We start from the raw sequence: 25,657 nt of genomic DNA on the forward strand, positions 1-25,657 counted from the left end.
GCCTCCGGCGTTTGGCGGTTCGCGGTGTTCTGGTATAGCGTGCAGCGCAACCGAGACTGATCGAGGTGAATGATGAAAAAGTGGCAATGCGTGGTGTGCGGATTCATCTATGACGAAGCCGAGGGCTGGCCGGACGACGGCATCGCTCCGGGCACCGCCTGGGAGGATGTGCCGGAAGACTGGCTGTGCCCCGACTGCGGCGTCGGCAAGGTGGACTTCGAAATGGTCGCGGTCGGCTGATATGAACGAATCGAACGATACAAACCTGCCTCTGGTGATCATCGGTACCGGGCTAGCGGGCTACAACCTCGCCCGCGAATTTCGCAAGTACGACAGCGAGACGCGGCTACTGCTGATCACCGCAGATGATGGTCGCTCCTATTCCAAGCCCATGCTCTCGACCGGCTTCGCCATGAACAAGGATGCCGACGCGCTCGGCATGACGGTCGCGGGGCCGATGGCGATTCAGCTCAACGCCGAGATTCGCACCCACACCCGGGTGACGCGCCTTGACCCGGTCAATCGCCGCGTCTGGATCGGCAACGAGCCCGTGCCCTACCGCGATCTGGTGATCGCCTGGGGTGCGCAGACAATCAACGTGCCCGTTGCCGGCGATGCGCAGGACGCGATCTTCCCGATTAACGATCTGCTCGATTATGGCCGTTTCCGCGAGGCGGCAAAGGGCAAGCGGCGCGTGCTGATTCTCGGTGCTGGGCTGATTGGCTGCGAGTTTGCCAATGACCTGTTGCAGGGTGGCTATGAGGTGGAGCTGGTGGCGCCCTGTGAGCAGATCATGCCGTCACTGCTGCCGGTCGAATCGGCCGCGGCGGTGCAGCGTGGGTTGGAATCGCTGGGCGCGCGTTTCCATCTCGGTCCGGTACTCGAGCGGCTGGATCGCGAAAATGACGGGCTGCAGGCGCAGCTGTCCGACGGTCAGCGAATCCAGTGCGATCTGGTGGTCAGCGCCGTGGGTTTGCGGCCGCGCACCGAGCTGGCCGAAGCCGCGGGTCTGCGCGTCAACCGTGGCATCGAAGTCGATCGCCTGCTGCAGACTTCAATGGAGCACGTCTACGCGCTGGGCGATTGTGCCGAAGTGGACGGGCTCAACCTGCTGTATGTGATGCCGCTGATGAGTGGCGTCCGTGCGCTGGCCAGAACCCTCACCGGCCAGCCGACGCCTGTCACTTACGGACCCATGCCGATCACGGTGAAGACGCCGATCTGCCCGCTGGTGGTTTCACCACCGGCAGCAGGCAGCAATGGCAGCTGGAGCGTCGAGGGTGAAGGCAATGATCTGAAAGCATTGTGTCAGGATCAGGAGGGCCGCCTGTTGGGCTACGCCCTGACCGGAACGGCCGTACAGCAGCGTCTGGCACTCAATAAGCAATTGCCGCCGGTGTTGGCGGAACTGCCTCAAGTTCTGTCCTTAAAGTCTTCGCATTGATTCGGCAAAGCACTGGCGAGGACTGGCGCGAGTGCTAGCAGCGTGCCATGCTCCGTTGATCCGCTGGCGCAGCCTAGAGCTGCTGCAGCGGTATGGCATGCTGCTCGGAGAGCAGCAAAAAAAAAACAATAAAGATGTAGAGGCTATCTATGCGCAAACCGGAACTCGCAGCCGCTATCGCCGAAAAGGCCGATCTCACCAAGGATCAGGCCAACCGAGTACTCAACGCCGTACTGGATGAAATCACCAACGCACTGAACCGCAAGGACAGTGTCACCCTGGTAGGTTTCGGCACCTTCGTACAACGACACCGCGGGGCCCGTACAGGCAAGAACCCGCAGACGGGCGAACCCGTCACCATCAAGGCCAGCAACACTGTGGCTTTCAAGCCGGGAAAGATGCTGAAAGACGCGATCAACTAAACGTCGCGCCGCCCGGGGCCGCCCAGGCTCCGGGTCAGCATGACCGAACGGTCCACTCCAGACCCCTCTGTTCTCCTGCTTTCGCCGCACGGACCAGCCGCTACAATGCCGCTTTTCCAACCATCAGTCGGTCAGCCATGAAATTTCGCTTTCTTCTCTGGATGCTTGGTCGCCTGATGGCCAAGTCCAGCCGCACCAATCCTGATTTCCAGAAACAGCTCGGCGATAAAGACCTGACCTTCCAGCTGCATACGCTCGACGGCAAAGTCGCGCGGCATTACGTGGTCAAGGATCAGCGCGTGACGAGTCACGGCGGCACCGCAACCGATCCAGCGTTCGCCATCGGATTCAAGGACAGCGCCTACGGCTTCGCCACCATGAATGCCAAGAACAAGCAATTGGCCTTTATGCAGGGCATCCAGAACAAGGACATCCAGATCCAGGGCAACACAGCGCTGGTGATGTGGTTCCAGGGCATGACCAAGTATCTGAAGCCCCGCAAGAAGAAGGTCGAGGCGGCTTGATCCAAAGGCGTGCTGCCCCTTCGGCCGCATCTACCAGCTGCCATAGGGAATGCCGAACCGATCTATGTAGCGCTTCGAGGCTTCTGGTTGCGGATAGTAGTTCCCACCGGATTTTCCGAGATGTGGTCCGAGTGGTTCTATCTCAGCTTTGCGGCGGGCGACTTTTATTGGCTCATGACACTGGTCTCGTACCCAGACCTGGATAATCCCACCTGGGGCCAAGCCTAGGTGTAACGAGGCTATCTGGCTTACTTTCCGCTGTAGTGCTTCCGTGCATTGGCGGTGAGTTGACTCGTACATAATCGTTCTAGCTTGCTCGGGAATATCAATCCACGCGTGATACGTCTGAGGCTCCACCACCGACTGCCATCGTACGTAGATCCGCTTAGGCAGATCTGCTCCTACGACGGTACGTATTCCGCTGCCTGCTAGTCCCTTAGGCCAACCCTTGGCTACTTCTCTTTCATTTCCATAATCGCCGCTTCCAATCACCCCAGCGCTGCCATGATTGAAGAGCTTTCCTTGCACGTCCTCTACGACGCTCGCCTCGACCCAGCCGGTCATATAGATGGGAGCAGCAAACTCTAGGCTCCACCATGGGGTCTTTGGGTCCCGCTCGGCCGTTAACGGACCGGCAATCTGACAACCAAATAAAAATAGGGTGCTTGCAAGGGCCGCCAATAGCTTCATCACAGTAGAGTCCATTCAGGTTCGTGGGGATGCTGTCGACGAATCCCGTCCGTATCGGGGGCATTGATGTAAACCAGCTTAGCGCCGTCATGCGTCAGTTTGCCGAGCGGGTTGTTCCAGTGGGCAGAGACATGGATATATCGACTTCTCAGAAGCTCGTCCTCATCGGAGGTTGTGCTGTAGTCGCCCTTGCAAAAGCGTTCGCAAATCGACTGTAGCTCGTTCGGGAGCGAATAATTGGGGTTGTGCTCGTCCATCGCATCGAAGCGTACCCCTGCGCGTTTAGCTAGTTGGTACATCACTCGTAGATATACTCTCGAAAGCGCCCCACTAACGGAGCGTTTGAGTTGCAGGCCGGCATAGACCCTCTGTTGCCGTGGCGCTAAGCGGTCTTGCAAATCTCGGGGCAGGAGCTGCGGCGCCGGAGTGACTATCTCCAGACTGGAAGGAGCCCAACCTTCAGCAACAAGGCGCTTCATGGCAGTTTCTGCTTCGTTATAGATAGAAGTTGTTCGGACATCGATTCCTACGTTTACCGTCAATGCCTGCATGGGGCTGACAAGTACGCACTCTTCTGCCTCGTGAAGGTAGCCGCCTCCAATGTCTGAATGCGCTCCTGGCAGAGTTAACTCTGGGTGGTCTGGCTTGACTCGGCTTAAAGGGAAGTTGGCGCGCACTTCGTCTCGGGCAACGAGATGTACCACATGTTTGAAGTACTTGCGGGGCAAGTAGAGGTTGACCCAGGGCGTAATGGCACTTCGAATATTTCCCAAATTGGCTAGTCCGCCAACTGATGCGACAGTGTCGAACAAGCCAATGAACCACACGTCGATACCGTACTGGTATCGCTCTATGAAATCCGGAGCGAAACCTCTGGTAGTGTCTTGGAGGATGCTCCTCAACGGCCCCTGTAGTCCTTTAACAATTTCGTTGGCAAAGTACCTTGAGGCCGCAGCTCCCCGACTGAATCCGAAAGTGTCGAACGTCAGCGAGCTGATTGTGCAATCGGGGTTTTCTGAGACGGCTCGCGTCACGGCGGATGCGATCAAAGTGAATGCCTTCTGCACGCAGCCTTTTACCCCGGTCTCGCCACGACCCATCCCCGCGCCTAGGAAGCTGTCCTCCGTGCCGGCCTCAGTACCGATTCCGTCGACATAGATCTTGCGCGAAAGCCGTTTTTGCGGGCCATCGCCCTCGGGGCTGGCGCTTTCAATGTACAGCTCCATCAACTTACGAACATTGGTTACATCGTTCCCATAACTACTATCTGGGTCAGCCATATAGGGCTTGCAGGCAGAGTCGAGATCTTCTTTTCGCACAGGATGATGCGCACCGCAGGCGATACCTAACGCCGTATTGGCAGCGTTGTTGCCGGTGCCGTCGAAGAAGACACCAATACGCAGAGCGATCTTGGTTTTCTCGGCTGGCTTCTCCGGGTGCTTGGCGTGACGTTCGTATTCGGCCCAGCGTTGGGCGTGGATATCGACGGGTTCGACGCCTCTGAGCTCGGCGTCGCGCTTGGCTTTCGGGATATTGGGGACGTAACCGCTCATGCTTCTACCTGTCCGTGGTTGAATGCCGTGAAGGCTGGTGATGGCTCGCGCGGCTGGGCATACATCCTATCTGCAGCGGCGTGGCGCACAGTAGGAAGGACGGCAATCGGTGTTTCAAGCGCGCCGTTCACAAAGCGCGCGGTTGGGTTGACTGTTTCGGGCGGGCGTCCCTGTTTCAGTGCGGCGGGCCTATGCCTGCTGCGCCATCCAGGCGCGGGCTTCTTCGAGCAGCCAGTCTCGAAAGGCGTTCATCGCCGCTGATTCCACGCGGCGCTCGGGAATCATCAAGTGGTAGGCCTGCCCTTCGCGGCGATAGGCGTGCGGATGCGCAATCATCAGGCGTCCCTCGGCGAGCTCACGTTGGATCAGGAAGGGCGGAATAAGCGCGACGCCCATTTGATGTTCAGCGGCCTGAGCCAGCATCGAGAACAATTCCAGGCGCGGCCCGGTCATGTCGCGTGCGACTTTCATTCCCAGAGAATCGAACCACTGCCGCCAGGCGTAGGGGCGTGTGGTCTGCTGCAACAACGGCATTTCAGCGATGATCAGTGGCGCCAGCCCATTCGCACCGTTCAGCAGCGCCGGGCTGCATACCGGTACCGACTGTTCCGGCATCAGCGGGTGGGCGACCGTACCGGACCAGTCGCCATCGCCGAAGTAGATCGCCGCGTCGAACTCGGTGTCCGCGAACAGGAAGGGGCGGGTGCGGTTCGTCAGGTTGACGGTGATTTCCGGGTGCAACGCCTGAAACTGCCGCAGCCGTGGCAGCAGCCATTGGGTGCCAAAGGTCGGCACCAGCGCCAGTTCGATGGTCTGCGCACCCTGTTGGCCCATCACTGACAGCGTGTCGCGCTCCACCGCATCGAGCTGGGTGGCGACTCGTCGCGCATAGGATTGGCCGGCCTCGGTCAGTATCACGCCGCGGCGGGAACGGCGGAACAGCTCCAGCCCGAGGAATTCTTCGAGCCCGCCGATCTGTCGGCAGATCGCGCTCTGGGTCAGCGACAATTCTTCGGCAGCTCGGGTAAAGCTCTGGTGGCGTGCGGCCGCTTCGAAGGCGACAAGCGCGGCGGTACTGGGGATCTTGCGGCGCATTATGCGACTGCCTCACTAATAAGCGGGTATTCGGGGTGTTCAGCTTAGCCTGGAGTGAGTAAATCGCACAGGTCGTTGCGAATTACTCGTTTGCTGGGTGCGCCGGCAGCTTCTAGTATCAATCCATCCAATGCTGCATCGGGCCCTGCGCCCGGTTCATCGTCTACGACAAGAGGACCACCCATGGCCGGCAAAGCAAGCTTCAACTGGATCGACCCTCTGCTGCTCGATCAGCAGCTCACCGATGAAGAGCGCATGGTGCGTGACAGCGCTCAGCAGTTCGCCGATGACAAGCTGGCGCCTCGCGTTCTGGAAGCCTTCCGCCACGAGCGCACCGATGCGGCGATTTTCCGTGAAATGGGCGACACCGGTCTGCTTGGCGCGACCATTCCCGAAGCCTATGGCGGCAGCGGCCTGAACTACGTCTGCTACGGCCTGATCGCGCGTGAAGTGGAGCGCATCGACTCTGGCTACCGCTCGATGATGAGCGTGCAGTCGTCGCTGGTGATGGTGCCGATCAACGAGTTCGGCAATGAAGAGACCAAGCAGAAGTACCTGCCCAAACTGGCCAGCGGCGAGTTCATCGGCTGCTTCGGCCTGACCGAGCCGAACCACGGCTCCGATCCGGGCTCGATGGTCACCCGGGCGAAGAAGGTCGACGGCGGCTATCGCCTGTCCGGCGCCAAGATGTGGATCACCAACAGTCCGATCGCTGACGTCTTCGTGGTCTGGGCCAAGGATGATGAAGGTGCCATTCGCGGCTTCGTGCTGGAGAAGGGCTGGGAAGGCCTGAGCGCCCCGGCGATTCACGGCAAGGTCGGCCTGCGTGCGTCGATCACCGGTGAAATCGTCATGGACAACGTGTTCTGCCCGGAAGAGAACGCCTTCCCGGACGTGCGCGGCCTGCGCGGTCCGTTTACCTGCCTGGATTCCGCCCGGTACGGCATCAGCTGGGGTGCCCTCGGCGCCGCCGAGTTCTGCTGGCACACCGCGCGCCAGTACACGCTGGACCGTCAGCAGTTCGGCCGTCCGCTGGCTGCCAATCAGTTGATCCAGAAGAAGCTGGCCGACATGCAGACCGAGATCACGTTGGCCCTGCAAGGCTGCCTGCGTCTGGGCCGAATGAAAGATGAAGGCACCGCGGCGGTGGAGATCACCTCGATCATGAAGCGCAACAGCTGCGGCAAGGCACTGGATGTAGCCCGTCTGGCGCGCGACATGCTCGGCGGCAACGGCATCAGCGACGAGTTCGGCGTGGCGCGGCATCTGGTCAACCTCGAAGTGGTCAACACCTACGAAGGCACCCACGACGTGCATGCGCTGATCCTGGGCCGCGCGCAAACCGGCATCCAGGCGTTCTTCTAAGCCTGCCCGTAGGGTGGATGACGCTTCACCCATCCACCTTGCAGCGCCAAGCTACGCGCCCCGATCCACCCTACACACCCTACGTTCACTTGAAATTCGAGGCTTCACCCATGTCCGGCGCCCTTTCCCATATCCGCGTCCTTGATCTGTCGCGCGTGCTGGCTGGCCCCTGGGCCGGGCAGATCCTCGGTGACCTGGGTGCCGAGGTGATCAAAGTCGAGCGCCCGCGCACCGGCGATGACACCCGTCATTGGGGCCCGCCCTACCTGAAAGACCAGGAGGGCGAGAACACTTCGGAAGCGGCGTATTACCTCTCAGCCAACCGTAACAAGCAATCGCTCACGCTGGATTTCACCCAGCCAGAAGGCCAGCGGATCATCCGCGAACTGGTGGCGCAGTGCGACGTGTTACTGGAGAATTTCAAGGTTGGCGGGCTGGCCGCCTATGGGCTGGATTACGAAAGCCTCAAGGCGATCAATCCAAAGCTGATCTATTGCTCGATCACCGGCTTCGGCAGTGATGGGCCGTACGCGAATCGTGCCGGTTACGATTTCATGATTCAGGGCCTTGGCGGGCTGATGAGCCTGACCGGGCGCGCCGAGGGCGAAGAAGGCGCCGGTCCGGTCAAGGTCGGTGTGGCGCTGACCGACATCCTCACCGGCCTGTACGCCACCGTTGGCGTGCTCGCCGCGCTCAACCATCGCGAGCAGAGCGGAATTGGTCAGCATGTCGAACTGGCGCTGCTCGACGTGCAGGTCGCCTGTCTGGCGAACCAGGCAATGAACTACCTGACCACGGGCGTCGCGCCCAAGCGCATGGGCAATGCGCATCCGAATATCGTGCCGTATCAGGATTTCCCCACAGCAGACGGCGACATCATTCTTACGATTGGCAACGATGGCCAGTTCCGCAAGTTTGCCGAGGTCGCTGGCCATCCCGAGTGGGCTGATGATCCGCGCTTCGCCAGCAACAAGGCACGGGTTGCTCATCGCAAGGAGCTGGTGCCGATGATCCGTCAGGTCACGGTGTTCCGCACCACGGCTGAGTGGGTGGCGCTGCTGGAGCAGGCCGGTGTGCCTTGTGGCCCGATCAACGATCTGGCGCAGGTCTTCGCTGATCCGCAGGTCAAGTCGCGAGGTCTTCAGCTGGAGATGGCGCATCCGCTTGCCGGCAGCGTGCCTCAGGTTGCCAGCCCCATCCGGCTTTCCGAGACGCCCGTTGAATACCGCAAGGCGCCGCCGCTGCTGGGTGAACACAGCGAAGCGGTGCTGCAGCAATTGGTCGGTTTGAGTTTCGAGAAGATTCTTTCCTTGCGGCAGTCTGGGGTGATTTGACGCTCGGCGGTGGCCTGAACTCTCGGGCCGCTTGGCTATCCTTATTCCTGTACCCTGGATTTTTGGATGGACGAGCACATCATGCAGACGCAGCGCTTACGTATCACCTGGCAGCTTTCAGTTGTCTTGTTCATGTCCTGGCTGTTGGCCGGTTGCGGCATCAACAACATTCCTCAATACGATGAGCAGGTGAAATCGGCTTGGTCGCAGGTGGAAAACCAGTACCAGCGCCGCGCCGATCTCATTCCCAATCTGGTCGAGACCGTTAAAGGCTTTGCCCGTCAGGAGCAGGAAACCCTGACCGCGGTCATCGAGGCTCGCTCGCGGGCCACCTCGATTCAGCTCAGCGCGGACGATCTCGATGACCCGCAGAAGCTGCAGCAATTCCAGCAGGCGCAAAACCAGCTGACCGGCGCCTTGAGCCGGTTGATGGCGGTGTCCGAGCGCTACCCGGACCTGAAGTCCAACCAGAACTTTCTCGCCCTGCAATCGCAGCTCGAAGGCACGGAAAACCGCATTGCTGTGGCGCGCCGGGACTTTATCGCCGCGGTTGAGCGTTACAACACCGAAATCCGAACCTTCCCCGGTCGTATCTGGCACAGCTTGATGTACAGCGACATGCCGATCCGCGAGAACTTCGAGGCGACGGCGGAGAACGCCGAGCAGGCGCCGCAAGTGCAGTTTCAATGACGCGTCCGCTTTCGCTGATTCTGGCGCTGCTGTTCTGGGCGAGCGGTGTAGTCGCTCTGGAAGTCGAGCTGCCGGCACTGAGTGGCAGGGTTGTTGATCAGGCCGAACTGCTCGATACCCAGGCCGAGGCGCGGCTGAGCAGCATGCTCGCTGCCCATGAGCAGGCCAGCGGCGAGCAAGTGGTCGTCGTCACCGTGCCGGACCTCCAGGGGCGGAGTATTGAAGAGTACGGTGTCGCTTTGGGCCGTGAGTGGGGCATCGGGCAGAAGGATGAAGACACCGGCGCGCTGCTGATTGTCGCCCGTGACGACCGCCGGGTTCGTATTGAAGTTGGCTACGGTCTGGAAGGGCGGCTCACTGATGCGCAGTCGTCCGTCATCATCAACCGCATCATCACCCCGGCTTTCCGCGAAGGCGACTTTACCCGCGGGATTACCGAGGGCGCGGCCGCGATGGTTCAGGTGCTGGGAGGTGATCCGCTGCAGACGGCTGCGATGCGTCCGGCCATGCCCATGGGGGCGCAGGAGCCCGGCGGGCTTGGCATTCTGGGCTTCTTCCTGATGCTGGTGGCGATCTTTGTGATCGGTGGCGGACGGGGCGGTCGTGGCGGCGGTCGCGGAGCGGGACGCGCGCTGCTCCTCGGTGCGCTGCTCGGCGGCATGGGGCGCGGTGGCGGAGGCGGCTTTGGCGGCGGCGGTGGCTTCGGCGGCGGTGGCGGCGGCTTTGGTGGCGGTGGCGCCTCCGGTGGGTGGTGACGTCGGTGAAACCGGCCTCACCCCCCGTATCCACCCAGCGCGCTGCACACTGAACGACGCGGCAGCATTCACTCAGCCGCGTGGGCCGATGCGTGACCCAACCAATAAGACAAGAGCCTCTCAATGATGGATACGCAATGACTCTTTTGACCGAAAGCGAGCTGCGGCAGGTAGCCGAGGCAATCGACCGTATCGAGCGTGACACGGATGCCGAACTGGTAACGGTGCTGGCAGGCCAGGCGGATGACTACCGCTATATCCCGTTGCTCTGGGCGAGTCTTGTCTCGCTGTTACTGCCGGGGGCGTTGCTGTTTTTCAGCGGTTGGTTGTCCGCCTGGCAGCTGCTGCTGGTGCAATGGCTCACGTTTATCGTGCTGGCGGTGATTTTCCGTATTCCTAGCCTGACCAGCCGGCTTATCCCACGTTCGGTTCGCCATTGGCGCGCCTGCAACCTGGCGAGGCGGCAATTCATCGAACTCAATCTGCACCACACCGAAGGCGGAACGGGGATGCTGATTTTTGTCTCCGAAGCCGAGCGTTACGTCGAAATCCTGGTCGACCGGGGCATCTCGAGTCGCATCGATAACGGCGCGTGGGAGTCGATTGTCGCGGACTTTACCGGCAAGGTGCGCGACGGGCAGGTGCTTGAAGGGTTCCTTGGCTGTATCGAGGCCTGCGGCTCGCTGCTGAAACAACAGGTTCCCGCCACGCACGAACGCAATGAGCTGCCGAATCATCTGGTGGTGCTGCCTTAGCTTTAAAAAGGGATGTCAGCGGCGCCGGCATCCCTCTCGCTTCAGGCCACGCTGCGCTGTCGAGCAAGCAACTCGCGTTCACGTTGCAGGCCGCGAACCAGGTTGTTCTGATCGCTGCGACGAGCCGCGGCAATCAGTGTCTGGTCGATCAGGTCACGTTGCGCGTGGCTACCGCCGAACATGTGGGCCTGGCTGCGAACTGGCCGCAACAGATCGACGCAACGGCCATAGCGGCCCTCGACGAATGCCACCGCCGCTTCCACCGTTGGCCTGCCGATCAGCTGGGTGAAGCGCGCATTGTCATCGTCGCGCTGGCCGGCACGCTTGGGCGGGCGTGGCTGAACGCTGGGCAGCAATGGCCGAGGATGGCCGCTATGCCTTCAACGATTTCCATGCGGCGATGGCGTTTGCCTGCGGCGGCCGCGAAGAACTGCTCGGCCAGCTGCGTGAAGCACAACACGGTTACCCACATCGACCCCGCGTAGCTGCAGGCGCCACAGCATCGAGCTGGCACCGATCAGCTCCAGTGCAAGGGTGCCTTGATGGCCGTCGATCGGCCCATCGAAGAGCGCCAGCACTGTGTCGAAGTCGTCCTGCTCCAGGTAGTGCAGCGCCAGCGCCAGGTGCCACCAGTTGTGCACGGCGAGCATGCTGTCCTGTTGCCAGGCCGGATTGCCACGCATCCAGGCGATGCCTTCCTCGCGGCGGCCCTGCATTTCCAGCACGTGGGCGACGGCATGCTGCGCCCAGGCATCGTCGGGCTGCAGCGACACCGCTTCGCGGCCAATCCGCTCGCCGTGACGATAGTCGCCTGTTTCCTCCAGCCCGAACGCGTACATGCCGAGCACGGCGTGATAGCCGGGAACGGCCGCTGACCAGTCCGGCAAGGCGCGGGCGATACGGTCACGCAGCATGCGGGCATCGCCAGTGAAGAAGTCCAGCTGATGGCCTGCCTGCAATGACAGCAGGTCATGAGGGTAATCGAGGCTGAGGTCTTCAAGCGTGCGTCCCGATGCGTGCCAGCGCCCAGCGATCAGCAGTTGCAGGGCCTGTATATGGCGCGCCTCACGGTCGTTCTGCGGCAGTGCCTGGGCCTGCTCCAGCGACGCTTGCGCAACCGGTATCGCAGCCGCTTCGGTGCCCAGCAGATAGAGCCAGGCATGCAGGATGTGGCCCATCACCAGTTCAGGGGAAGCCTCGAGAGCGGCTTCGGTGCTCGCCAGCGAATCGGTGCGCAGGCAGCGAAACTGCGCGAGGGCCTGGTCGAGCAGGACCTGCGCGTGGCCATTGCAGCCGGTCAGTTGGTAGCCATGTGCGTCTTTCATTGTTCTATGCTCCATGAGTCCAGTTCATTGGCAGGTGCCAACGGAGCCTATAGTCGAGGCGGCAGGCGAGTCGGACTAAAGTCATCCTGGAAACAAAACGGCCATTTCCGCCATGACACGCTCGGATCATGTTGAAAGCCTGTCACCCTTGACCGTCGCCCTCCTGGCGACGCCGGACAGCACGGCCTCGACCTTGTTCGGCCTCTACGATTTATTGTTAGGCACCCGCCGCGATTGGCAGCAGCTGATCAACCAGACCGACGTCGAATCACCCTTTCTCCCGCTGATCATCAGCCGCGACGGGCAACCGCTGCGGGCATACAACGATGTCCCGATTCAGCCTCACGCCAGCCTTGGCAACGCGCCGTCGGTCGATGTGGTGATCGTCAGCAACCTGGCGATCAGTCCGTTCGAACCGCTGGATGACCGCTACGACCAGGAAGCGCAATGGATGCGTGAGCGTTACGAGGCAGGCGCGACGCTGGCGTCGGCCTGTTCAGGGGCGATATTGCTGGCCCGTACCGGCTTGCTGAAAGGCTGCGAAGGCACCTCGCACTGGGGGTATTGCGATTGCCTGCGCCGCGAATACCCCGAGGTCCACTGGCAGCCGGACAAGGCATTGGTGACCGCCGGGGTCGGCCAGCGGCTGGTCATGTCAGGCAGCGGCAGCAGCTGGCACGCGTTAGGGCTGTTCCTTATCGCCCGCTTCATTGGCGCCAGAGAGGCCATGGAGGTCGCCAGGATGAACCTGTTCGACTGGGATGCGACCAGCCCGCTTGCCTACGCCGCGATGATGCGCACCGGCCAGCTTGCCGATCCGGTCATTGCGCGTTGTCAGGAATGGGCGGCGCAGCATTACGACGGCGAAGCGCCCGTGGCGGCGATGGTCCGGATCAGCGGCTTGCAGGAACGGACTTTTCAGCGCCGCTTTGCCCAGGCCACCGGGTTGTCGCCTCTGGATTACGTGCACACCCTGCGGCTGGAGGAAGCCAAACAATTGCTGGAAAGCGGTGACCTTCCGGTGGAAGCCATCGCCTGGGAAGTGGGCTATCAAGACGCTGGATTCTTCGGCCGGCTGTTCCGGCGCAAGGTGGGCCTGACGCCGGCGCAGTATCGCCGACGCTTCGGTGTATTGGCGCGGCGCTTGGCCAGCGTGGCGACGCCAGCCGCCGCCGTCGGTGCGCATTGAGCGGGTTGACGGACGACGGCAGGTGCCGACTGTCGCCCTTGACGACGCGCACCCAGGACGGTGGCGCTGGTTTCAATAATCGCTGCAGCCCGAGGGCGGGCGCCGGGCTCAGAGCATGCCCGGACCGTCGTCCTCGGGTTGCTCCACCGGCGCCAGATCGAGAAACTCAGTGCTCTCCATGGCGCTGGCGGCCACCCGGTCGATGCTGCTCATGGCATGGCCAATGATCGAGCTGACGCTGGCTTCGTGATGATGCTCGGGCAGGCGCTCGATGGCTGCGAGCACTTCTTCACCCGGCACGGTTTCCTCGGCTAGCAGCTTGTCAGCGATCTCGTCCAGTGCTGGCTTGAGCCGCTGCAGCAGGGCCATGCATTCCCGATCGAGCTGCTTGAGCAGGGTGTCGGCGGCCCGGATGGATTCGCCGGAATCGAATTCGATGTGCGCGTCGCGCACCGCCTGCAGGCTTAGCAGCGAACCGTTAGGCCCCATTCCCAGTGCGCCAACCATCGACAGCGCAATCTTCGAGGCTTCCTGCAAGTCCTGACCGGCACCGGAGGAGACTTCGTGGAAGTACAGCTGCTCGGCGCCGCGGCCAGCCAGCAGCATCTGGATGCGGTTGCGCAGCTCGGATTCCATGTGCAGACGCTTGTCTTCAACCGGCGTTACCAGGGTCACGCCCAGCGCCTGGCCACGCGGCAGTATGGTGACTTTCTCTACCCGACCTGTTTTCAGCGCCGCGGCGACCAGCGCATGGCCGGCTTCGTGCACCGCGATGCGTTTGCGGTCGGTGGCCGACATGGGCGTCACCCCCGACGGCTGCTCACCGATGCGGCAGGTTTCCACCGCGTCGACGAAATGCGCCATGGTGACCGTCGTTGCGCCGCCACGTGCAGCGAGCAGGGCGGCATGGTTGGTGATGTAGGCGATAGCGGCCGGTGTCAGACCCACGGTGTTGCGCGCCAATTGGGCGAAATCCAGGTCCTGTGCGGCGCGGATCTTGTCCGCGTACAGGCGGAACAGCGCCTCACGGTCGTTCAGCCCCGGCAGGCCGACGGCGATTGAGCGGTCGAAACGCCCCTCACGGACCAGCGCCGGGTCCAGCGAATTGGGGAAGTTGGTAGCGCCCAGTACCAACACGCCGCTGGCGCCGTCGAAGCCATCCATCTCGGCGAGGAACTGGTTGATGATGCGGTTGCTCTCGGCATCGCTGGAGCGCTGCTGCTCGGCGCGCTTGCCGATGCCATCGATCTCGTCGATGAAGATGATGCACGGCGCCTGTTTGCGCGCGGTACGAAACAGCGCCTTGACCTTCTGAATGCCGACGCCGAAGTACATCGACGAGAAGTCGCTGCCGGTCACCTGAATGAAGCTGGCGTTGGACTCGGTAGCCAGCGCCTTGGCCAGCTGGGTCTTGCCGGTGCCGGGCTCGCCGGTGAGCAGCACGCCCTTCGGCGGGCGAGCGCCCAGCGCGGCATAGGCAGAGGGGTCGCGCAGATAGTCGGTGACGTCGGTAAGGGCCTGCTTGGCTTCGCTGGCACCAATCACATCGGCAAAGTTGATGCCGCTGCCTTTGCGTTGGACCGGGAAGGCCTGGCTCTTGATCGCGAGGTATGTGAGGGTGCCGATCAGCAACAGGATAAAGGGTGCATAGGGCACGACCGGCTTGTACCAGGGCGCTTCGCCGTCGGTGTCGAACATGGACAGCGGGAACAGCTCGCCTTTGCTGCTGGCGTATTGGTCGAGCAGCAACTGAGCGACGCGTCCGGACTGATCCGGTACCCAATAACGCAGCCCATCGTGCAGGCTGATAAATACCGCATCCTTGCCCAGCGCGGCACTGCTGATGCTGGCGCCACGCAGATCGGCCATCAACACCGAAAGATCGCGGCGATTGGCTTCCCAGGGATCGGTGGACTGCTGCAGCGCCTCGAGCATGCTGGCCGCAGCGCCAGTCGCAGGGGTCGAGGGAGCAGCTGGCCGCAACTGCCAGAAGGCCACGCACGCGGCGATCAGCAGCAACAGGAAAACGGAGAGCACAGGGCCGCGGCGACCTTGTAGCAGACGTGGTGTTTTCATTTCACATCCAATCGGGAGGGCCCGATGTTTCGACAAACAACCGCCAGAGGGCGGACCACAGTTGTTCACGGGAAAGTCCCGCGGCGCCAATTGGGTGGCGCAGCACAGCTCGGGCTTGTTGGATGCGATTTATATGCCGGACTGCGAATCGGGTTTCTGAACTCCGATAGCCGGCGAGAATACGGCAAGTGCCACCATGCGAGCGGCTGCGCGACGAATGGCAGGCCAGTTTTCGACGAATGACCGCTTGGTCGTGGAACGAAACGGCCAGCGAAGGGACGCCTTGAAAAGCGTTGGTCGAAATGACCCGTGGCTCGGCAAGCCGGTATCACCCAGTGTCAGTCGCCTGTGACTGTGGTCATTCGCGGGTCACCCTGAAAGCAGCTGATTTCTGGTCACCGAGCGTGTTGAAAAGACCCGAGGGCCGTCTAACATCGAGGCCGCTCGATGCGGCGGAAAGACTGGATTTTCCTGCAAAAACAGACCGTTCCGATGAGTGGCCTGCTAGACGTCGGCTGTTGCGCGCAATGGGCGCCGATTCGTAGTAAATAGCCTGGTTTTTCGTACCCAGAGCATTACCCGCACCATGTCCACCCTCACCGAGTTGGCGCAGCAGATTGCCGCGCTCTATCCATTGCAAGACAAGACCGCAGGCAAACGTTACCGCATCGTCAGCCAGCTCGCAGGCATGACGGAGCTGGAGGAGATCGGCGGCATGCCGCGCTACATCGATACCTGCCAACTCGACGACAAGGAGCTATGGGAGGGTCGTGTCGCCAGTTGATAGAAGCTGAGAGACCATCAGTTGGCAGTAGCAGTGGCAGTAGAGGGCTGCAGAAACTCCGCGATATCGACCTGATCGAGCTGCTCCGGCCTGAGATGGCGGTCGCCGTAGCGCAGGTGTAACCCGGACGACAGGAACAGCGCGAAGAGATCGGCATCGATATGGCCACGGTCGCGCAGCCGCGCAAGAATGCGGAGCGACTCGCTTAGCGGCTTGGCCTTCTTGTAGGGGCGATCGCAGGCGGTCAGCGCCTCGAAGATGTCGGCGATGGCCATGATTCGTGCGGGTATCGACAGCTGTTCGGGTCCCAGTTGCCGCGGATAGCCGGTGCCGAGCAAGGTTTCATGGTGAGTGCCGGCATATTCCGGAACGCGCTGCAGGTTCTTGGGAAACGGCAAATTCTCCAGCATGACGATGGTCTGCACGATGTGCTCGTTGACCTTGAACCGCTCCTCGGCGGTCAGGGTGCCGCGGCTGACACTCAGGTTGTTTGCCGCAATCGTGCAGCCAGGCGCCGATGCGAAACTCCCGCCACTGTTCTTCGGTTTCGAAGCGGAAGTCGGCCAGCGGCCCTTCCGCCGTGGCATTGGCCTGTTCTGCCAGCATCAGCGCGAGCTCAGGGACACGGGCGCAATGCCCGCCGGTGTAGGCGCTCTTGGCGTCGATTGCGCCTGCCAGGATCTCGATCATCGAGTCGATCAGTGCGGTTTGCGAGTCGATCAGGTTGTGGTTTTCCAACGCTACGGCCGACTGGGAGGCCAGTGCTTCGACGAACCGGAGGTTCTGCCTGCTGAACCTGATGAGGTCGCCGCTACCGGGTTCTGTCGCGTTCATGAATTGCAGAACACCGAGCACCTCGCCGCCATGCGCAACCAACGGCACGCAGAGCATCGAAACCGTACGGTAGCCCGATTCCATATCAAAGCGTCGGGTGCCCGAGAGATCGAAGCGCGTCTCGCTGTAGACGTCATCGATGATCACGGTTTCCTTGCGCAGGGCGACGTAGGTCGACACGTGCCGCTCGTTGGGCGCGCCACTGTTGTCATGCAGGGGCAGCTCGAACGCGGGCAACGGTCGGCCATCGACCGCAGGGTGAAGCGCAGGCTGTCGTGATCGGTCATCAGATAAAGCGTGGCGGCATCGGCGTTACAGATGCGCTTGCCTTGCATGAGGATGTGCTCTAGCAAGCGATGCTTGTCGCGTTCGGATGAAAGCAGCATGCCGTTTTCGACCAGGCTCGCCAGTTTCTCCTGCGCCTGTTCAAGGGCAAGGTTCTGGGCCTGCAGAGACTGCCGCATGGCGTCATGTTGTCGATGCAGATCATCGAGTTCGCGGATCAGCGAGCCGCACGTTTTGCCGGTGCTGAAATCAAGGTTGCGAAGGCGCTGCGTGTCCGCTGCCAGGGTGCCTAGAGAGTGGCGCACGGCGCTCAGGCAAACGAACAGCAGCGGCAGACCGATGAGCATCAGCAGTAATTCAGCAAGCAGCACACTGCGTAGGTCGATCCAGTCGAAACCGACCAGCATCAGCACCGGTACGCTGGGTATGAGAACGAAGACTGCGACTAGCGCTGAGGCCCAGGTCTCGTAGCTGAGCTTGTATTTGCTAGAGGTCATGCTGCATCCTGCGGCGATTACTTGACGGAAATACCAGGAAACTCTCGGTGAGCGAAGCCAGGTGCGATACACCGAGTCGAGGGCCATCGGCCAGCCAAGGAGATTACATTGATCATGGTCACTAGAATCGCACCGCTAGGCAAAATTGCCCGAACTGTGCTTGCCCTTGGCTTTTTGACGGCGTCAGGGCTGGCAGTCGCGGACGAAATCAGTGAGCCCATTGGTTACATCATGAAAGTCCAGGGCGAGGCGAGCATGACCAGCCGTGGGCAGACCATCGATGCGCGGGTCGGCCAGGCTGTGATCATTGGTGCGACGCTGCGTACCGGCGCCGCGGGATCAATGGGTGTCACCCTGAGCGACAACACGGTGATGTCCTTTGGTCCCAATAGCGAGTTCACGCTGGACGAGTACCAGTTCGAGCCAGCCCACGAAGAGTTGAAGCTGAGCGCGAGCATCAGCCGAGGCACGCTGAATTTCATTTCCGGTGTGATTGCCAAGCTCAAGCCCGAGGCCGTCGAGCTGAAGACCCCGACCGGCACCATCGGAGTACGCGGCACGCACTTTCTGGTGAAGGTTAGCGAGTGAGGCGAATGCTGCAGAAAACGGTTGCGCTGTTGTTTTTCGCCCTGCTGATGACCGGTTGCGCGACAGGTAATTACGTCGTGCTTCTGGAAAGCCCCGATGGCACGACGGGTGCGGTGGTCATCGACGATGCACGCGGCCAGACGCGCCTTGATCGCAAGCATCAGGGTGCCGTGATCGGTTCAAGGGGCTTCGGCGCGGGGCCGTTCACGGTTGGCGACCTGCGTATCGCGCGTGATTTCTCCGACGCGCTGGCTGCGCAGCCGGCGCTACCACAACGCTTCCAGTTGTATTTCAAGATCGGCAGCGCCGAGCTTACCGAGGAGTCGGAGCGGGCTATCGAGGATCTATTCGAGACGATCCGTCAGCGCGGCCCTTCAGCGGTCTCGGTCATCGGCCACACCGACACGCTCAGTGGTCCACGCTGGAACGAGCAGCTAGGGCTGATACGAGCGCAAGCTGTGGCCGAGATGTTGCGAAAGCGCCATATCGACGTGATCGATCTCAGGGTCTCGTCGCACGGCGAGCGCAATTTGCTGATCATGACACCCGACGGGGTGTCCGAACCGCGCAATCGCCGAGTGGAGGTCAGCGTCCGTTGAGACCGTTCATTTATCCGTCATCACGATGAGTTCTCCGCGTTGCCCGCTGCGTAAACGCGCGAGTTGGTAATGCACCAACGCATCGTCCCGTCTTTGAGCAGACAGCCGTTCGAATGCGTCGAGCGCGTCTTCTTCGTCAGCTGACATCCGCTTGTATGCCGCCTCGTACAGAACGTCCGGTTGCGTATCGCAAGGCTCGTAAAGGCGGAGCGGCTGTTCCTTGCCCTTGAGCAATACATTGCCGACCGGTCGCATCGGTGTGTCAGGGTTGACATCGCGGATCGCCTGCGACACGCACAGCTCGGTGCCGAAATAACGGTTCACACCCTCGATCCGCGCGGCGACATTGACCGCGTCCCCGACTGCACGGTAGTCGAACAGCGTCGAGCCACCGAAATTGCCCACGACCACCTCGCCGCTGTGCACGCCAATGCGAGTCCTTCCAAGAGCAATTCCGGCGGCGTGCTGGGCGGCGGCATGCTCTCGAGTGAAGCGGCGAATCTCTAGGGCGCAAGCGAGGACTCGTTGCTGATGATCGGGCTGCGTCAGCGGTGCGGAGAAAAGGATGGCCATGCCGTCGCCCATGATGCGTTCCAGCGTTCCGTGATGGCGGAAGGCGATCTGGATAATGCCCTCCAGATATTCATTGAGCATGCTTACCACTCGCTCCGGCGGTTGCCCCTCCATCAGCCGAGTCGAATCCGCCAGGTCAGTAAAGACGAAGCTGCAGCAGCGCCGCTCGCCGCCCAGGCGCAACTGTTCGGGGTGGCGGACCAGATGCTCGACGAGGTTCGGTGAGATATAGCGGCAGAAGGCTTCGCGCACCCAGCGCTGCTGCTGTTCGCTGGCACGATGGCGAGCAATGCTGGCGCCAAGGTAGGCAATGGCTAGGCCCAGGCTAGGGCTAAGCGCATCGAACAGCAGGCCATGGCGTGAATAGGCCCACCAGGCAAGAAGGTTCAGCGTGACCAGCAGCCCCGCCGATACCAGGGCAGCGGTCAATGCTCCGGTAGTGAGCGTGATGCCGCAGAGCAGCAGGGCGGCGAGAAGAAGCGTCAGTGCTTCGATCGGACTGGCCCAGTAAGGGCGTTGCAGCGGCGCTCCGTACAGTGCCTGCTCGATGGCCTGTGCATGCACCTGTACGCCGGGAACCATGCCGCCAAGCGGGCTGAAGCGGAGGTCCTGCAGCCCTTGCGCCGAGCTGCCGACCAGCACGACTGCACCGTGCAGCCGGGCGTCGGGGTGTTCCTTGAACAGCTGCCATGCCGGCAAGTTTTGTGCGCTCATGTCGGCGCGATAGTGCACCCATAGCTCTCCGCGACTATTGGTTGGAAGAGCGATGCGGCCTATGTCGACCTGTGCGACGTCACCGCGCGAATCGGCGTCGACGCGGTAGAGCTTTTGCTTCAGAAAAACGCGCATCGCTTCAGCCGAAAGTGAAGGCAGCAGGTGATCGTCTACCTTGATCATCAGCGGCACGCGCCTTACCACGCCGTCCCCGTCCGGTTGGAATGTCATGGCACCGCTTCCTGCCGCAGCCGATTCCAGTTCGGGCAATGCTGTGGCGGTACCGGCATACGTCGGAAAGGCGGGACTGGCCGCATCGGCCGGCAGTCGCACGGCGAAGCGGCTAATAGGCGTGGAACGAGTCGGCGCACGTGTTGCCGCAAAGCCGAGAACGCTGGGCTGGCGCTTCATTGCCTCGGCGAACTGCTGGTCATGGTCAGGCAACTGCTTCAGTTGCGCTGCGAGTTCGGATGGGAGCTGTTCGTGCAGTTGCGTCGGGGAGCTGCGGTCCGGTTCGGCGAACAGCACGTCGAATACCACAACGGCAGCGCCTGCCTCATGCAGCCGATCCAGCAGCTGCGCCATCTGGTCCCGGGGCCACGGCCACTGACCGAGACGCGCGAGGCTGTCCTCGTCGATGTCCAGGACCAACACCTTGGTTTCTGCCGGTGCGGGCCGTGGTTGCCAGCGTTGATACTGATCGAACAGGCTGTTGCGCAGTGTCTGCAGCAGCATCGGTTCGGCGAGATAGAGCGCGCATGCTGCCAGCAAACCCATGCTGGCAAGCAGCACGCGTGGTGCCAGACGGCCGGGTAGAGTCATCCGTCGCGCTCCCTGCAACCGGCCGATGGGCTGGCCGGGTTAGTCGAGGACCAGAACGGCGTCCATTTCGACTTGAGCACCCTTGGGCAGGGCAGCGATGCCAATAGCGGCTCGCGCGGGGTAGGGCTGCTGGAAGTAACGGCTCATGATCTCGTTGACGGTGGCAAAGTTGCCCAGATCGGTGAGGAAGATGTTCAGTTTGACGATGTCTTTCAGCGATCCCCCAGCGGCCTCGGCGACGGCCTTAAGGTTCTCGAAGACCTGTACGGTCTGGGCTTCGAAGCCCTCCACCAGTTGCATCGTTTTCGGATCCAGCGGGATCTGACCGGACATGTACACGGTGTTGCCCGCCTTGATCGCTTGGGAATAGGTGCCGATGGCGGCGGGGGCATTTTCGGTGTTGATGACGGTGCGGGGCATGAAGGACTCCGGATAGAAGACGAGAAAACGCTAGAGCCTGAAGGCTGAACGAATACGCGTCCTTCGTCCAGCCTTTAGCCGCCAGCACTCTTATCGATTTTTCTATGCTTTCATCCGCGTGATGCGCATGACGCCCTTGATCGCACGAAGCTTCTTGATGACGCGGGCGAGGTGAACCCGGTCGTGAACGCTGACAACCAGCTGGACTACGCTGATACGGCCGTCGCGTTCGTCCATGCCGATCTTTTCGATGTTGCCGTCCGCTGCGTTGACGCTACCGGCGAGCAGGGCGATCAGGCCGCGCTGATGCTCCAGCTCGACCCGCAGTTCGACATTGAACTCGCCAGTGACGTCCTTGGACCAGGACAGCTGGATGCACTTGTCCGGATTGTGGCGCACGTCGGCGATGTTCCGGCAGGTGTCGAGGTGCACGACCATGCCTTTACCGGCCGACAGATGGCCAACAATGGGGTCGCCGGGAATCGGCGTGCAGCACTTGGCGTAGTTCAGCACCAGGCCCTCGGTGCCACGGATGGCCAGCGGGCCTTCAGCATTCGGTGCCTGTTCACCTTCGCTGGCCAGCAGACGACGAGCGATGACGTAGGCCATGCGATTGCCCAGGCCGATGTCTTCGAGCAGGTCTTCGATGACTTCCATGTGGTACTCGTTGAGTACCGTGCGGATTCGTTCTTGGGAAACGCTTTCCAGGCTGGTTTCGAAACCGGTCAATGCCTTGTTCAGCAGGCGTTCGCCGAGGTTGATCGATTCCGAGCGGCGCTGCAGCTTCAGTGCATGGCGGATATGCGTCCGCGCCTTGCCGGTGACGACAAAATTCAGCCAGGCCGGATTGGGGCGCGCGCCCGGTGCGGTGACGATCTCTACCGTGCAACCACTTTCCAGCGCCTGGGAGAGTGGCGCCAAGCGCCGATTGACGCGGCAGGCAATGCAGGTGTTGCCGACGTCGGTGTGCACTGCATAGGCGAAGTCCACCGCGGTGGATCCTTTTGGCAGCTCCATGATGCTGCCCTTGGGGGTAAAGACATAGACCTCGTCGGGGAACAGGTCGATCTTCACGCTCTCGATGAATTCCAGCGAATTGCCGGCGCGCTCCTGCAGTTCCAGCACGCCCTTGACCCACTGACGCGCGCGGGCGTGAGTACCTTTGGGCGTCTCATCGTCGTTCGATTTGTACAGCCAGTGCGCGGCAATGCCGTTGTTGGCCATCTCTTCCATTTCGCGGGTACGAATCTGGATCTCGATGGGCACGCCGTGCATGCCGAACAGCGTGGTATGCAGCGACTGGTAGCCGTTCGCCTTGGGGATTGCGATGTAATCCTTGAAGCGGCCGGGAAGAGGCTTGTACAGGCTGTGCACCGCCCCAAGTACGCGATAGCAGGTGTCGACCTTGTCGACCACGATGCGGAAGGCGTAGACGTCCATGATCTCGTTGAACGCCTTACGTTTGCCGCGCATCTTCTTGTAGATGCTGTACAGATGCTTCTCGCGGCCGACAACTTCGCCTTCCAAGCCGTCGCGTTCAAGACAATGGATCAACGACTGCTCGATCTTGTCGACGATCTCGTTGCGATTGCCCCGCGCGCGACGCACCGCGGCGCGGATGCGCTCCGAGCGCATCGGGTGCATGGCCTTGAAACCGAGATCCTCGAATTCCACGCGCATGGCGTGCATGCCCAGCCGGTTGGCGATGGGCGCGTAAATTTCCAGGGTTTCCTTGGCGATGCGGCGGCGTTTCTCGCCGGCCAGCACCTCGAGGGTGCGCATGTTATGCAGGCGGTCGGCGAGCTTGACGAGGATGACGCGGATGTCGCGCGCCATGGCCATGGCCATCTTCTGGAAGTTCTCGGCCTGGGCTTCGGCCTTGGTCTCGAACTTCATCTGGGTGAGCTTGCTGACGCCGTCGACCAATTCGGCCACAGTCTCGCCAAACTGCGCAGTCAGGGCCTCCTTGGCAATGCCGGTGTCCTCGATTACATCGTGCAGCATCGCAGCCATCAGGCTCTGATGGTCCATGTGCATGTCGGCGAGGATATTGGCTACCGCGAGGGGGTGGGTGACGTAAGCTTCACCACTGCGCCGGCGCTGACCATCATGGGCCTGCTCGGCGTAGAAATAGGCTCGGCGCACCAGGTTGACCTGGTCTGCGCCGAGGTAGGTCGACAGGCGATCAGCAAGAGCGTCTATGGCTGGCAAGGGATTGCTCCTTGCCGGCAGGGCGCTATGTTTGCGGTTCGACTTCGACCTGGCATTTATTCAGAGGGCCTCGTTGGGCTCTTCCTCATACTGAGCGAACAGTGGCTCGTCGTCGACGATATCGTCTTGGGCGATGACGTCGTAATCCACCAGGCCGGAGGCGATTTCACGCAGCGCCACCACGGTTGGCTTGTCATTTTCCCAGGCTACCTTCGGCTCTTTGCCGCCAGTAGCCAGCTGACGCGAGCGCTTGGTGGCGAGCATGACCAGCTCGAAGCGGTTATCTACGTTGTCCAGACAGTCTTCAACGGTAACGCGGGCCATGGTGTTCCTCATCAATAGCGGTAAAGCATGCCCGAATGGGCGAGCGGACGGGATAGTCTAAAAAATCACCAGCCAATAGGGAAGCAGTAAAACGCTCTCCGCCGCCGTGGCGGCCTTTTAGCGGACCAAGAGGGCGTCCGCAACCGCGACTAGATTAGTCGCGCCGCCCTGATTTCAGGCCAGCAATTCCTGGAGCAAGGCACTGAAGCGTTGCTGTTGAGCGGCCTGCAAAAGCTGGTTGGCACGGAAAATCGCTTGCAAGTCGATCAGCGCGTGGGCGAAGTCATCGTTGATCACCAAGTAATCATACTCAACGTAGTGGGCCATCTCGCTGACGGCTTCCCGCATGCGCTTGTCGATGACTTCATCGCTGTCCTGCCCGCGGTTTGTCAGGCGTTGCCGCAGTGCTTCCTGAGTGGGTGGGAGGATGAAAATCGATTTGGCTTGCGGCATCAGGCGACGAACCTGCTGCGCGCCCTGCCAGTCGATTTCCAGAATCAGGTCGTAACCTTCATCCAACGTCTGTTCGACCCAGCGCTGGGACGTCCCGTACAGATTGCCGAATACCTCGGCATGTTCGAGGAATTCATTGTGCGTGTGCCGCTCCAGAAACTCTTCACGGCTGACGAAGTGATAGTTGACACCATCCACCTCGCCTGGGCGCATCGGTCGAGTGGTGTGCGAAACCGAGACCCGAACCTGTGGCTGCGCATCGAGCAGCGCCTTGACCAGGCTGGTCTTGCCGGCCCCGGAAGGCGCGGAAACGATGTAGAGCGTACCGGTGGAGGCTGCCATTGGATTCTCTTTGCGGATTGCTGATGTGGGCTGGCGAACTTGGGCCTCTGACGCCCGAGTCTGTGATTACTCGATATTCTGGACCTGCTCGCGCATCTGCTCGATGAGGACCTTGAGATTGACCGCCGCCTGGGTGCTGCGCGTATCGAAAGCTTTGGAACCCAGGGTGTTGGCTTCGCGGTTGAGTTCCTGCATGAGGAAATCCAGACGGCGTCCGGCAGCCCCGCCGGACTTCAATACCCGGCGCACCTCGGTGACGTGGGTGCCGAGACGATCGAGTTCTTCGGCTACGTCGCTCTTCTGCGCCAGCATCACAAGTTCCTGCTCGAGGCGCTGAGGGTCCAGTTCGACGCGCATTTCTGCGCAGCGGTCGAGGAGCTTTTGGCGCTGCGCTGCGAGCATCTGTGGAACCTGGCTGCGGAGCGTGGCGGTTTCAGTGCCGATAGCGTCGAGGCGTTCGTTGATCAAGCGAGCAAGCTCTTCGCCTTCGCGTAGGCGGCCGGCCTTCATCTGTTCCAACGCCTGGTGAAACAACTGCAGAGCCGTGCTATTTAGCGCCTGCGGGTCTGCCGAGTCGCCCACCAGGACGCCGGGCCAGGCGAGAATCTCCAACGGGTTGAGCGCTGCGGGCTGCTTGATCAAGGCCGCAACGTTTTCAGCTGCGCTGATCAGCTGGCGGGCCCGCTCTTGGTCGACTTGCATCGAGCGACCAGCGGCATCTTCAGCGAAGCGCAGCGTGCATTCGACCTTCCCGCGCGAGAGGCCCTTGCGCAACGCCTCGCGGACCGCACCTTCGAGATCGCGAAACGCCTCGGGCAAACGCAGGTGCGGTTCGAGATAGCGATGGTTGACCGAGCGGATCTCCCAGCTGAGGGTGCCGTGCTCGCCAGCCAGCTCGGCGCGGGCGAAAGCGGTCATGCTGTAAATCATGGGGACCTCCCGGTGCGGTGACGAAAGGCGGAGGATTGTAAATGAAAACGCGGCCAGTGACCTT

General features: G+C 61.4%; 28 protein-coding genes. 13 read left to right on the forward strand and 15 right to left on the reverse strand.

Going from position 1 to position 25,657, the window contains the following annotated elements:
* Nucleotides 1–72 precede the first annotated feature (72 nt).
* The 4 genes from BUE09_RS17245 (at nucleotide 73) to BUE09_RS17260 (ending at nucleotide 2,390) form a co-directional block, all read left to right on the forward strand.
* The gene (locus BUE09_RS17245; protein ID WP_073302820.1) at nucleotides 73–240 is read left to right on the forward strand and encodes a rubredoxin; all 168 of its coding nucleotides are present in this window, start codon (nucleotides 73–75) and stop codon (nucleotides 238–240) included.
* Between the two features lies 1 nt (nucleotide 241).
* A complete protein-coding gene (locus BUE09_RS17250; RefSeq protein WP_073302822.1) occupies nucleotides 242–1,444 on the forward strand; it encodes an NAD(P)/FAD-dependent oxidoreductase in 1,203 nt (400 codons plus the stop codon).
* A gap of 149 nt (nucleotides 1,445–1,593) precedes the next feature.
* Nucleotides 1,594–1,866, forward strand: a complete 273-nt coding sequence (locus BUE09_RS17255) for an HU family DNA-binding protein (protein ID WP_037024568.1) — start codon at nucleotides 1,594–1,596, stop codon at nucleotides 1,864–1,866.
* Between the two features lie 137 nt (nucleotides 1,867–2,003).
* Nucleotides 2,004–2,390 (forward strand): helicase, encoded by a 387-nt coding sequence (locus BUE09_RS17260; RefSeq protein ID WP_073302824.1) that lies wholly within the window; start codon nucleotides 2,004–2,006, stop codon nucleotides 2,388–2,390.
* A gap of 30 nt (nucleotides 2,391–2,420) precedes the next feature.
* Here BUE09_RS17260 and BUE09_RS17265 read toward each other — a convergent pair whose 3' ends face one another.
* The 3 genes from BUE09_RS17265 to BUE09_RS17275 form a co-directional block, all read right to left on the reverse strand.
* Nucleotides 2,421–3,095 carry a DUF2931 family protein gene (locus BUE09_RS17265; protein ID WP_341864715.1) on the reverse strand — a complete coding sequence of 225 codons (675 nt, stop codon included), beginning with the start codon at nucleotides 3,093–3,095 and terminating at the stop codon, nucleotides 2,421–2,423.
* Nucleotides 3,080–4,633 carry a phospholipase effector Tle1 domain-containing protein gene (locus BUE09_RS17270; protein ID WP_073302827.1) on the reverse strand — a complete coding sequence of 518 codons (1,554 nt, stop codon included), beginning with the start codon at nucleotides 4,631–4,633 and terminating at the stop codon, nucleotides 3,080–3,082. The genes BUE09_RS17265 and BUE09_RS17270 overlap by 16 nt, the downstream gene beginning before the upstream one ends.
* Nucleotides 4,634–4,822: 189 nt before the next feature.
* On the reverse strand, nucleotides 4,823–5,728 hold the full coding sequence (locus BUE09_RS17275) for a LysR family transcriptional regulator (protein ID WP_073302829.1): 906 nt from the start codon (nucleotides 5,726–5,728) through the stop codon (nucleotides 4,823–4,825).
* Between the two features lie 183 nt (nucleotides 5,729–5,911).
* Here BUE09_RS17275 and BUE09_RS17280 point away from each other — a divergent pair, with 183 nt between their 5' ends.
* From BUE09_RS17280 to BUE09_RS17300, 5 genes are all read left to right on the forward strand, one after another.
* Nucleotides 5,912–7,093, forward strand: a complete 1,182-nt coding sequence (locus BUE09_RS17280) for an acyl-CoA dehydrogenase (protein ID WP_073302831.1) — start codon at nucleotides 5,912–5,914, stop codon at nucleotides 7,091–7,093.
* Between the two features lie 110 nt (nucleotides 7,094–7,203).
* Entirely contained in the window at nucleotides 7,204–8,427 is a 1,224-nt protein-coding gene (locus tag BUE09_RS17285) for a CaiB/BaiF CoA transferase family protein (RefSeq protein ID WP_073302833.1), read from the forward strand.
* A gap of 66 nt (nucleotides 8,428–8,493) precedes the next feature.
* The gene (locus BUE09_RS17290) at nucleotides 8,494–9,117 is read left to right on the forward strand and encodes a LemA family protein (RefSeq protein WP_172830711.1); all 624 of its coding nucleotides are present in this window, start codon (nucleotides 8,494–8,496) and stop codon (nucleotides 9,115–9,117) included.
* The gene (locus BUE09_RS17295; protein WP_073302835.1) at nucleotides 9,114–9,872 is read left to right on the forward strand and encodes a TPM domain-containing protein; all 759 of its coding nucleotides are present in this window, start codon (nucleotides 9,114–9,116) and stop codon (nucleotides 9,870–9,872) included. The genes BUE09_RS17290 and BUE09_RS17295 overlap by 4 nt, the downstream gene beginning before the upstream one ends.
* 137 nt (nucleotides 9,873–10,009) lie before the next feature.
* Entirely contained in the window at nucleotides 10,010–10,627 is a 618-nt protein-coding gene (locus BUE09_RS17300) for a TPM domain-containing protein (protein WP_073302837.1), read from the forward strand.
* Between the two features lie 41 nt (nucleotides 10,628–10,668).
* Here the strand turns inward: BUE09_RS17300 and BUE09_RS17305 are convergent, their stop codons facing one another.
* Nucleotides 10,669–10,983 carry a hypothetical protein gene (locus tag BUE09_RS17305; RefSeq protein ID WP_073302839.1) on the reverse strand — a complete coding sequence of 105 codons (315 nt, stop codon included), beginning with the start codon at nucleotides 10,981–10,983 and terminating at the stop codon, nucleotides 10,669–10,671.
* 24 nt (nucleotides 10,984–11,007) lie between these two features.
* On the reverse strand, nucleotides 11,008–11,952 hold the full coding sequence (locus tag BUE09_RS20515) for a tetratricopeptide repeat protein (RefSeq protein WP_073302841.1): 945 nt from the start codon (nucleotides 11,950–11,952) through the stop codon (nucleotides 11,008–11,010).
* Between the two features lie 112 nt (nucleotides 11,953–12,064).
* On the opposite strand from BUE09_RS20515, the gene BUE09_RS17315 reads away from it, so the two are divergent.
* On the forward strand, nucleotides 12,065–13,141 hold the full coding sequence (locus BUE09_RS17315) for a GlxA family transcriptional regulator (RefSeq protein ID WP_073302843.1): 1,077 nt from the start codon (nucleotides 12,065–12,067) through the stop codon (nucleotides 13,139–13,141).
* A 108-nt stretch (nucleotides 13,142–13,249) separates the two neighbouring features.
* Here the strand turns inward: BUE09_RS17315 and BUE09_RS17320 are convergent, their stop codons facing one another.
* Nucleotides 13,250–15,217 carry an AAA family ATPase gene (locus BUE09_RS17320; protein WP_073302845.1) on the reverse strand — a complete coding sequence of 656 codons (1,968 nt, stop codon included), beginning with the start codon at nucleotides 15,215–15,217 and terminating at the stop codon, nucleotides 13,250–13,252.
* A gap of 586 nt (nucleotides 15,218–15,803) precedes the next feature.
* Between BUE09_RS17320 and BUE09_RS17325 the strand changes: the two genes are divergently transcribed.
* Nucleotides 15,804–16,001, forward strand: a complete 198-nt coding sequence (locus BUE09_RS17325) for a hypothetical protein (protein WP_073302846.1) — start codon at nucleotides 15,804–15,806, stop codon at nucleotides 15,999–16,001.
* Between the two features lie 17 nt (nucleotides 16,002–16,018).
* Here the strand turns inward: BUE09_RS17325 and BUE09_RS20695 are convergent, their stop codons facing one another.
* Genes BUE09_RS20695 through BUE09_RS17340 form a run of 3 tightly spaced genes read right to left on the reverse strand, consistent with a single transcriptional unit; the run spans nucleotide 16,019 to nucleotide 17,617 of the window.
* Complete coding sequence (locus BUE09_RS20695) at nucleotides 16,019–16,429, reverse strand: HD-GYP domain-containing protein (protein ID WP_341864716.1); 411 nt, start codon at nucleotides 16,427–16,429, stop codon at nucleotides 16,019–16,021.
* The gene (locus BUE09_RS20700) at nucleotides 16,344–17,072 is read right to left on the reverse strand and encodes an HD family phosphohydrolase (RefSeq protein WP_073302849.1); all 729 of its coding nucleotides are present in this window, start codon (nucleotides 17,070–17,072) and stop codon (nucleotides 16,344–16,346) included. The genes BUE09_RS20695 and BUE09_RS20700 overlap by 86 nt, the downstream gene beginning before the upstream one ends.
* Nucleotides 16,979–17,617 (reverse strand): hypothetical protein, encoded by a 639-nt coding sequence (locus BUE09_RS17340; RefSeq protein ID WP_073302852.1) that lies wholly within the window; start codon nucleotides 17,615–17,617, stop codon nucleotides 16,979–16,981. Before BUE09_RS17340 ends, BUE09_RS20700 begins: the two co-directional genes overlap by 94 nt.
* 114 nt (nucleotides 17,618–17,731) lie before the next feature.
* Here BUE09_RS17340 and BUE09_RS17345 point away from each other — a divergent pair, with 114 nt between their 5' ends.
* Nucleotides 17,732–18,205, forward strand: coding sequence for a FecR family protein (locus tag BUE09_RS17345; RefSeq protein WP_073303155.1), 474 nt, complete (start codon nucleotides 17,732–17,734; stop codon nucleotides 18,203–18,205).
* Nucleotides 18,206–18,210: 5 nt separating this feature from the next.
* Entirely contained in the window at nucleotides 18,211–18,804 is a 594-nt protein-coding gene (locus BUE09_RS17350; RefSeq protein ID WP_073302854.1) for an OmpA family protein, read from the forward strand.
* 6 nt (nucleotides 18,805–18,810) lie between these two features.
* On the opposite strand, the gene BUE09_RS17355 is transcribed toward BUE09_RS17350, so the two are convergent.
* From BUE09_RS17355 to BUE09_RS17380, 6 genes are all read right to left on the reverse strand, one after another.
* Nucleotides 18,811–20,913, reverse strand: coding sequence for a CHASE2 domain-containing protein (locus tag BUE09_RS17355; protein ID WP_073302856.1), 2,103 nt, complete (start codon nucleotides 20,911–20,913; stop codon nucleotides 18,811–18,813).
* A gap of 39 nt (nucleotides 20,914–20,952) precedes the next feature.
* A complete protein-coding gene (locus BUE09_RS17360) occupies nucleotides 20,953–21,333 on the reverse strand; it encodes a RidA family protein (RefSeq protein ID WP_073302858.1) in 381 nt (126 codons plus the stop codon).
* 102 nt (nucleotides 21,334–21,435) lie between these two features.
* On the reverse strand, nucleotides 21,436–23,544 hold the full coding sequence (gene spoT / locus BUE09_RS17365; protein WP_073302860.1) for a bifunctional GTP diphosphokinase/guanosine-3',5'-bis pyrophosphate 3'-pyrophosphohydrolase: 2,109 nt from the start codon (nucleotides 23,542–23,544) through the stop codon (nucleotides 21,436–21,438).
* Nucleotides 23,545–23,604: 60 nt separating this feature from the next.
* Nucleotides 23,605–23,868 carry a DNA-directed RNA polymerase subunit omega gene (gene rpoZ, locus BUE09_RS17370; RefSeq protein ID WP_073302862.1) on the reverse strand — a complete coding sequence of 88 codons (264 nt, stop codon included), beginning with the start codon at nucleotides 23,866–23,868 and terminating at the stop codon, nucleotides 23,605–23,607.
* A 174-nt stretch (nucleotides 23,869–24,042) separates the two neighbouring features.
* A complete protein-coding gene (gene gmk, locus BUE09_RS17375) occupies nucleotides 24,043–24,663 on the reverse strand; it encodes a guanylate kinase (RefSeq protein ID WP_073302864.1) in 621 nt (206 codons plus the stop codon).
* A gap of 66 nt (nucleotides 24,664–24,729) precedes the next feature.
* A complete protein-coding gene (locus BUE09_RS17380; protein ID WP_073302866.1) occupies nucleotides 24,730–25,593 on the reverse strand; it encodes a YicC/YloC family endoribonuclease in 864 nt (287 codons plus the stop codon).
* Nucleotides 25,594–25,657: the final 64 nt, after the last annotated feature.

Origin of the sequence: Stutzerimonas xanthomarina DSM 18231 (assembly GCF_900129835.1) — a bacterium.
Taxonomy (GTDB): Bacteria; Pseudomonadota; Gammaproteobacteria; order Pseudomonadales; family Pseudomonadaceae; genus Stutzerimonas; species Stutzerimonas xanthomarina.

Bases quoted from the DNA above. Each gene is read 5' to 3' on its own strand.
- BUE09_RS17245 (WP_073302820.1), top strand. From the start codon at position 73: ATGAAAAAGTGGCAATGCGTGGTGTGCGGATTCATCTATGACGAAGCC.
- BUE09_RS17250 (WP_073302822.1), top strand. From the start codon at position 242: ATGAACGAATCGAACGATACAAACCTGCCTCTGGTGATCATCGGTACC.
- BUE09_RS17255 (WP_037024568.1), top strand. From the start codon at position 1,594: ATGCGCAAACCGGAACTCGCAGCCGCTATCGCCGAAAAGGCCGATCTC.
- BUE09_RS17260 (WP_073302824.1), top strand. From the start codon at position 2,004: ATGAAATTTCGCTTTCTTCTCTGGATGCTTGGTCGCCTGATGGCCAAG.
- BUE09_RS17265 (WP_341864715.1), bottom strand. From the start codon at position 3,095: ATGGACTCTACTGTGATGAAGCTATTGGCGGCCCTTGCAAGCACCCTA.
- BUE09_RS17270 (WP_073302827.1), bottom strand. From the start codon at position 4,633: ATGAGCGGTTACGTCCCCAATATCCCGAAAGCCAAGCGCGACGCCGAG.
- BUE09_RS17275 (WP_073302829.1), bottom strand. From the start codon at position 5,728: ATGCGCCGCAAGATCCCCAGTACCGCCGCGCTTGTCGCCTTCGAAGCG.
- BUE09_RS17280 (WP_073302831.1), top strand. From the start codon at position 5,912: ATGGCCGGCAAAGCAAGCTTCAACTGGATCGACCCTCTGCTGCTCGAT.
- BUE09_RS17285 (WP_073302833.1), top strand. From the start codon at position 7,204: ATGTCCGGCGCCCTTTCCCATATCCGCGTCCTTGATCTGTCGCGCGTG.
- BUE09_RS17290 (WP_172830711.1), top strand. From the start codon at position 8,494: ATGGACGAGCACATCATGCAGACGCAGCGCTTACGTATCACCTGGCAG.
- BUE09_RS17295 (WP_073302835.1), top strand. From the start codon at position 9,114: ATGACGCGTCCGCTTTCGCTGATTCTGGCGCTGCTGTTCTGGGCGAGC.
- BUE09_RS17300 (WP_073302837.1), top strand. From the start codon at position 10,010: ATGACTCTTTTGACCGAAAGCGAGCTGCGGCAGGTAGCCGAGGCAATC.
- BUE09_RS20515 (WP_073302841.1), bottom strand. From the start codon at position 11,952: ATGAAAGACGCACATGGCTACCAACTGACCGGCTGCAATGGCCACGCG.
- BUE09_RS17315 (WP_073302843.1), top strand. From the start codon at position 12,065: ATGACACGCTCGGATCATGTTGAAAGCCTGTCACCCTTGACCGTCGCC.
- BUE09_RS17320 (WP_073302845.1), bottom strand. From the start codon at position 15,217: ATGAAAACACCACGTCTGCTACAAGGTCGCCGCGGCCCTGTGCTCTCC.
- BUE09_RS17325 (WP_073302846.1), top strand. From the start codon at position 15,804: ATGTCCACCCTCACCGAGTTGGCGCAGCAGATTGCCGCGCTCTATCCA.
- BUE09_RS17340 (WP_073302852.1), bottom strand. From the start codon at position 17,617: ATGACCTCTAGCAAATACAAGCTCAGCTACGAGACCTGGGCCTCAGCG.
- BUE09_RS17345 (WP_073303155.1), top strand. From the start codon at position 17,732: ATGGTCACTAGAATCGCACCGCTAGGCAAAATTGCCCGAACTGTGCTT.
- BUE09_RS17350 (WP_073302854.1), top strand. From the start codon at position 18,211: ATGCTGCAGAAAACGGTTGCGCTGTTGTTTTTCGCCCTGCTGATGACC.
- BUE09_RS17355 (WP_073302856.1), bottom strand. From the start codon at position 20,913: ATGACTCTACCCGGCCGTCTGGCACCACGCGTGCTGCTTGCCAGCATG.
- BUE09_RS17360 (WP_073302858.1), bottom strand. From the start codon at position 21,333: ATGCCCCGCACCGTCATCAACACCGAAAATGCCCCCGCCGCCATCGGC.
- rpoZ (WP_073302862.1), bottom strand. From the start codon at position 23,868: ATGGCCCGCGTTACCGTTGAAGACTGTCTGGACAACGTAGATAACCGC.
- gmk (WP_073302864.1), bottom strand. From the start codon at position 24,663: ATGGCAGCCTCCACCGGTACGCTCTACATCGTTTCCGCGCCTTCCGGG.
- BUE09_RS17380 (WP_073302866.1), bottom strand. From the start codon at position 25,593: ATGATTTACAGCATGACCGCTTTCGCCCGCGCCGAGCTGGCTGGCGAG.